The sequence below is a fragment of the Paenibacillus koleovorans NBRC 103111 genome (genome assembly GCF_004000845.1).
In the GTDB taxonomy this organism is placed as follows: domain Bacteria; phylum Bacillota; class Bacilli; order Paenibacillales; family NBRC-103111; genus Paenibacillus_AA; species Paenibacillus_AA koleovorans.
This window is the reverse complement of the sequence record NZ_BIMA01000087.1, coordinates 25,024-31,213: the sequence shown is the minus strand read 5'-3', so window position 1 is coordinate 31,213 and position 6,190 is coordinate 25,024. Positions and strand designations below refer to the sequence as shown.

5 protein-coding genes are annotated in these 6,190 nt (G+C 51.4%); all 5 read left to right on the top strand.

What is annotated here, in order from left to right; genetic code table 11:
- Window positions 1–327: 327 nt before the first annotated feature.
- From PKO02S_RS23425 to dgoD, 5 genes are read left to right on the top strand one after another with little or no spacing between them, the layout of a single operon-like run.
- Window positions 328–1,266 carry a U32 family peptidase gene (locus PKO02S_RS23425; protein ID WP_127586747.1) on the top strand — a complete coding sequence of 313 codons (939 nt, stop codon included), beginning with the start codon at window positions 328–330 and terminating at the stop codon, window positions 1,264–1,266.
- A 20-nt stretch (window positions 1,267–1,286) separates the two neighbouring features.
- Window positions 1,287–2,753 carry an alpha-ketoglutaric semialdehyde dehydrogenase GucD gene (gucD, locus tag PKO02S_RS23420; protein WP_127586745.1) on the top strand — a complete coding sequence of 489 codons (1,467 nt, stop codon included), beginning with the start codon at window positions 1,287–1,289 and terminating at the stop codon, window positions 2,751–2,753.
- Between the two features lie 24 nt (window positions 2,754–2,777).
- Window positions 2,778–3,653 (top strand): NAD(P)-dependent oxidoreductase, encoded by an 876-nt coding sequence (locus tag PKO02S_RS23415; protein WP_127586743.1) that lies wholly within the window; start codon window positions 2,778–2,780, stop codon window positions 3,651–3,653.
- 29 nt (window positions 3,654–3,682) lie between these two features.
- A complete protein-coding gene (locus PKO02S_RS23410) occupies window positions 3,683–4,996 on the top strand; it encodes a nickel pincer cofactor-dependent isomerase, group 22 (RefSeq protein ID WP_127586741.1) in 1,314 nt (437 codons plus the stop codon).
- Between the two features lie 20 nt (window positions 4,997–5,016).
- Window positions 5,017–6,177: a galactonate dehydratase gene (gene dgoD, locus PKO02S_RS23405; protein ID WP_127586739.1), complete on the top strand. Its 1,161-nt coding sequence runs from the start codon at window positions 5,017–5,019 to the stop codon at window positions 6,175–6,177.
- Window positions 6,178–6,190: the final 13 nt, after the last annotated feature.

Genomic DNA, 6,190 nt, shown 5'->3' with positions numbered 1-6,190 from the left:
CGGAGATACTCCTCTGCTACACTGCATATTCGCCCCATTTTTAGCATCCGTGATGCCGCCTAACTGCATCGGTGTATGTAGGCCGAATTGCCGAATTATGAGCGGCTTTTTCCAGACGGGGTGTGCGAAACCGGCTGAATATTTGTAAGGATGAAGCTCTCGACCCGGCTCCCGATTCTATGACTGCAGCATACACCATGTGGCAAGCTCACATGTCCATCTGGTTTGTTCAAAGCAATTGACTAACAAAAAAGCTTGCAGTACAATTTACTAAAATCGATATATCGAACTACGTTCGCATATACGAACAATGTAGGAGGTTTTCCTATGCAGCAATCCCGAGATCTGTTAAAATCACTCGGCTTTCTTGAGAAAGAAGCTTACGATTTGCCCGATTCTTCGAAACGTTTTCCCGACGGGGCTCAGTATCGAATTGAAATTCCAAGCGTAGAAGGTCCGGAGGCTTTGAAAGCGGTTATTGAAGAAGCCGATCGCTATGGCATAACGGTTCACCGTGTTTCCCAAGGAAGCGGCATTCAACTGCTGACGGATGAAGAAATTCATGAAATGGTAGAGATATGCGCCTCGCGAGGGATGGAATTAAGCTTATTCGTCGGGCCGAGAGGTTCATGGGATATCGGCGCCCAAGCGCTCACCCCGCAAGGAAAAGCAATTGGGCTACATCATGAGGGAATCGAACAGCTGGTCTATGCGATGGAGGACTTGCAAAGAGCCAATCGGTTAGGCGTTCGAGGCGCTCTAGTAGCCGATGAAGGATTAATGCTGCTAACTAAAGAGATGAAGAAACAAGGGTTGTTGGCTCCCGATTTCATCATTAAGGCTTCCGTCATGATGATGGCGGCGAACCCGGTATCCATGCGACTCGCTGAAGAGAACGGTGCGGATACTTACAATGTTCCGCCGGCTTTAACGTTGCCTAAGCTAGCATCCATGCGCCAGGCGGTTGACATCCCTCTAGATCTATATGTAGAAGCCCCGGACACGCTAGGCGGCTTTATTCGTCATTATGAAATCGCAGAAATCATTCGGATCCTCTCCCCCGTCTATATTAAATTCGGGCTGCGCAATCATCCGGATGTGTATCCGAGCGGCAAGCACCTGGAAGAGCTATCGATCAAATTATGTCGCGAACGCGTTCGTCGAGCATACCTGGGCATGAATCTATTCAAACAAAGCGGCGCTGAATATACGATGTCTTCCTTAGGCGCAGCAGGTCTCGGAATCCCCCAAATCACCACAAAATAGATGAGAGGATGTGAACCAGGATGACTTCGAACGAGCAATTCAAAACCTGCTTCAACTACATTGATGGCGAATGGCTTGCCTCTAGCAATAACCAAATCGAAACGAAATATAATCCATCCCACAAAAGTGAAATAGTCGGTGTTGTTCCCATGTCCGAACGGGAGGATTTACATAAAGCCATAGCTGCCGCTAACCAAGCCAAGCAGGGCTGGAGGAAGCTCACCGGTGCGACTAGAGGCGACTACTTGTTCAAGATTGCCGATCAATTACAGAATCGGTTGGAAGAAATAGCGGAGACGCTGAGCAAGGAAATGGGAAAGCCTCTTGCGGAGGCGAAAGGAGAAACCGGTAGAGCGATTGCCATTCTTCGTTATTATGCCGGAGAAGGGTTGCGCAAAACGGGTGACGTGATTCCTTCCACGGACGCAGAAGGATTTCTATTCACCACTCGCAGCCCCCTGGGCGTGGTCGGCGTGATCTCGCCATGGAATTTTCCGATCGCCATTCCCGTTTGGAAAATCGCCCCCGCGTTGATCTATGGCAACACTGTTATTCTTAAACCAGCCCAAGAAGCTTCTATAACGGCGACCCTTCTATTCGAGTGCATACATGCCGCGAACCTTCCGGCCGGCGTGGCCAATCTTGTGCTGGGCAAAGGCTCGATCATCGGCCAAGGACTGGCCGAGCATCCGGATGTGAATGCCATTACATTCACAGGCTCGAATGAAATCGGCAAACAGATCGGGTTAACCGCATTCGCTCGCGGGGCCAAGTATCAGCTGGAGATGGGCGGAAAAAACCCCATTATTATCGCAGAGGATGCCGACTTGGACCTTGCGGTTCAGGCCACGATATCCGGCGGGTTCCGTTCAACCGGACAGAAATGTACAGCTACCAGTCGCGTCATCGTTGTAGGTAAGGTCTACGAGGCCTTTAAGCAAAAGCTGATGGAGAAAGTGAAGGACATTCGCGTGGGGAACGCGATGTTGCCTTCAAGCTGGATGGGCCCAGTCGCAAATGCCAAGCAGTTGAACACCGTCCAATCGTATATTAAGCTAGGCCTTGAAGAAGGCGCTGAACTTCTGTATGGCGGCGAAGCTCCCTCCGACCCGGAATGTGAAAACGGTTATTATATTCAACCTACCATTTTCGATAAAGTAACGTCTCAGATGACCCTTTCTAAAGAGGAAATATTCGGGCCCGTCATCGGCCTCATTCAAGTGAACAGCCTGGAGGAAGCCATTCATACGGCCAACGATGTGGAATTCGGGCTGAGCGCCTCTATTTTCACAAAGGACATCGGCACGATGATGCGATTTATTCAGGACATGGACGCCGGATTGATTCGGGTGAATTCGGAGACGGCAGGCGTGGAGCTGCAAGCCCCGTTTGGCGGGATGAAACATTCCAGCTCTCATTCCAGGGAACAAGGCACCGCCGCCATCGAATTTTTCACATCCATCAAAACCGTTTTCGTAAAACCATAACCTCATTAAAGGAGAGAATCGACTATGAACAAGATCGGATTTATCGGACTGGGAACAATGGGCGCGCCTATGGTGAGGAACTTATTGAAGAAGGGCTATCAACTGACTGTCTACAACCGAAATACGGCAAAAACAAACGAGTTTCAAGGGCAATCGCAGGTTCAAGTAGCGGCTTCTCCGGCAGAAGTAGTTCAGCTCTCCGAGGTCGTGATTACGATGTTAGCCAATGATCAAGCGATCGAAGAAGTGTACTTCGGAAGCGAGGGGATCATGCAAGGAGTTACGAAAGAAGGCTCCCCTACGCGAATTGTGATAGACAGCAGCACCATATCCCCTGGGTTAAGCATGAGGATTGCCGCAACGCTTGCCGAGGCGAACGTCGATTTCCTGGATGCCCCGGTCACGGGAAGTGAGCCGCAAGCCATAGAGGGATCGCTTACTTTCTTAGTCGGCGGGAAGTCGGAAACCTTGGCGGCATGTACGGAGCTGCTGTTAGCCATGGGAAAAAAGACCGTTCACATGGGGAAAAGCGGCTCCGGCTCCAATGCCAAATTGGCTAACAATACGCTTGGCGCAATCAATTTATTGGCCGTTGCCGAAAGCATTAGGATGGTCCAGGAATCCGGGGGCGACCCTCTTTTGTTCTTAGAGGCGGTTGCCGGAGGCGGCGCAAGGAGCGGAATGGCCGAGATCAAAGGCCCCAAAATGCTGGAGCTGGATTTCAGCCCCAAATTCTCAGTAAAGCTGCAGCATAAGGACCTCGGCTTGGCCGTGCAATTGGTCAAAACGCTGGGACTGGAAACCCCGATGCTCCAAGCCGCGATTCGACAGTTCCAAGCCGCTCTCGAGCAAGGCTTTGCCGAGGAGGATGTCAGCGCCGTATACAAATTATACAAATGACGATCTGATTAGAGCTGGGAGTGATCCTCATGCAATTAAAGCTTGGGCAGGTAAAGCTTCCCGTGGTAGAAGAAATGAACCTGCCTCGTATGGTCCCCGTTAAGCAAACGTTCGCTTCTCGCGGGTTGCCGAGCTCCGCCTTGCCTGCACTGATTCGCGACCAATTCCATAGAGAAGAGATTCGACAAAAAGTCAAAGCCGGCATGCGAATCGCGATCGGCGTCGGAAGTCGGGGAATCGACAGCCTGTTGGACATTGTCCGCTGTACGGTTCAAGAGCTCAAACAGTTGGGAGCCCTCCCCTTCATCGTACCGGCTATGGGCAGTCATGGCGGAGGAACGGCTGCCGGGCAGCAGCATGTATTAGCCGAATACGGCATCACCGAGGAGAATGTCGGTGTACCGATCCGATCCTCCATGGATACTTGCCATTTAGGCACGGTACTTGAGGATGTGGAGGTGTATTTCGATAAGGTCGTGATCGATGAAGCGGACGGCTATATGGTCATTTCTCGAATCAAACCGCATACTGACTTCAAGGCGCCGATCGAAAGCGGCATTCTCAAGATGCTGGGCATCGGGTTGGGCAAGCATAGAGGGGCCAGTTATCTGCATCGCGGAGGCATGTCCGGCTTCGATCTTCTCCTCCCGGCCGTAGGCGGGCTTATTATGGAACGAACGCCATTTTTATTCGGACTTGGCCTTGTAGAAGACGCCTATCATCAAGCCGCTATTATCGAATTGATTACGAAAGAGCAACTGCCCGAACGCGAACAAGAACTATTGGAAGAAGCGAAACGTTTGATGCCGCGGTTCTGGCTGCAGGAAATCGATGTACTTGTAGTAGATGAGATCGGCAAAAATATTAGCGGCTCCGGCTTGGACCCCAATATCGTCGGAAGGACCGGCAATACGAAAGCTTCTGACCAATTTAAAGACGCGCCACCTATCAACAAAGTCGTCATTCTTGGCTTAACCGAGGAAACCAACGGCAATGCGGTCGGCATTGGCCTAGCCGATTTCACAACCAGACGTTTGGTGCAAGCGATTGATTTCGAAAAGGTATATATTAACGCCATCACGGCGGTAGAGACGAGTCCCGGTAAATTGCCGCTGATTCTGGCCCATGATAAGGAAGCTCTTTCTATTGCCGTTTATACCGGGGGACGAAGAGATTTCAGCCAGGTCAAGCTGGTGAGAATCCGAAATACGCTCAGCATGAACGAAATCTGGGTGTCGGAGAATATGATTCCGGAAGTCGAACGCCACGCAATGATGGAAGTGATCGGTTCTCCGCGAGAATGGCGATTTGATGCGGATGGGTACCTTCTATCGGAAGATTAATTCGAGAGGTCGGAGAAACTATGAAAATCACTGACATCCAAACCGTTGTCGTGAATGCCAAGATGAGGAATTGGATCTTCGTGAAGGTATTGACGGATGAGGGGATCATCGGCTGGGGAGAAGCCTCTCTCGAATGGAAAACGCGGGGCGTCGTCGGCTGTATCGAAGATTTGAAAGCCTTCGTTATTGGACTGGATCCGACTAACATCGAGCATCTTATGCAGGTGATGGTCCGCCAGCCTTTCTTTCGTTCCGGAACGGAGGGGTATAGCGCGATCAGCGGAATTGAAATGGCATGCTGGGATATTTTCGGCAAAGCTATGAACGTGCCCGCGTACAAATTGATGGGCGGTAAAGTACGGGACAAAATTCGGATGTACGACCACCTTGGCGGAGGCAGCATGGATGCTGTCTACAATCAAGATACCGAGGCATCCATGACTGAAAAAGCGTTGCGTTCCATGGAGGAGGGGTATACCGCGATTAAGGTATTGGTCGTCCCCCGCACCGCCCCGCTTGACGGGAATAAGGTCATTCGACACGCGGTCCGGCTCATGGAAGCTCTACGGAAAACTTGCGGAGACGACATCGACATTATGGTAGACTTGCATGGCCGTACCACACCCGAAATGGGCATCCAATATGCCCATGCTTTAGAGCCTTACCGTCCTTTCTTCATTGAAGAGCCTTGCCTCCCGGAATTCGCGGATGGAATCGCCAAAGTATCTCGAGCTACACGGATTCCGGTTGCAACGGGAGAACGGCTAGTGACCCGCTTCCAATTCCGCGAGCTGCTGGAGAAACAAGCTTGTGCCGTCATTCAACCGGATTTGTGCCACTGCGGCGGACTTTGGGAAGCGCGGAAAATCGCGGCTATGGCGGAAACCTATTATGTCAGCGTTGCCCCGCATAATCCGCTAGGGCCAATGGCTACGGCGGCAGCGATCCAATTCGCAACCTGTACGCCGAACTGGCTCATTCAAGAATCGTTCCGCAGCGACGTTCCATGGCGCGACGAGGTCGTGATGAATCCGTTGCCAATTGTGGATGGCTATATCATTCCGCCGGAAACCCCCGGCATTGGCCTGGAAGTCAATGAAAAAGAAGCGCTGAAGCATCCCTATCAGCAGGAAGTGTTGGCTAGATATTGGCATAACGACGGGTCGGTAGCCGACTGGTAAACCGACAGCTACA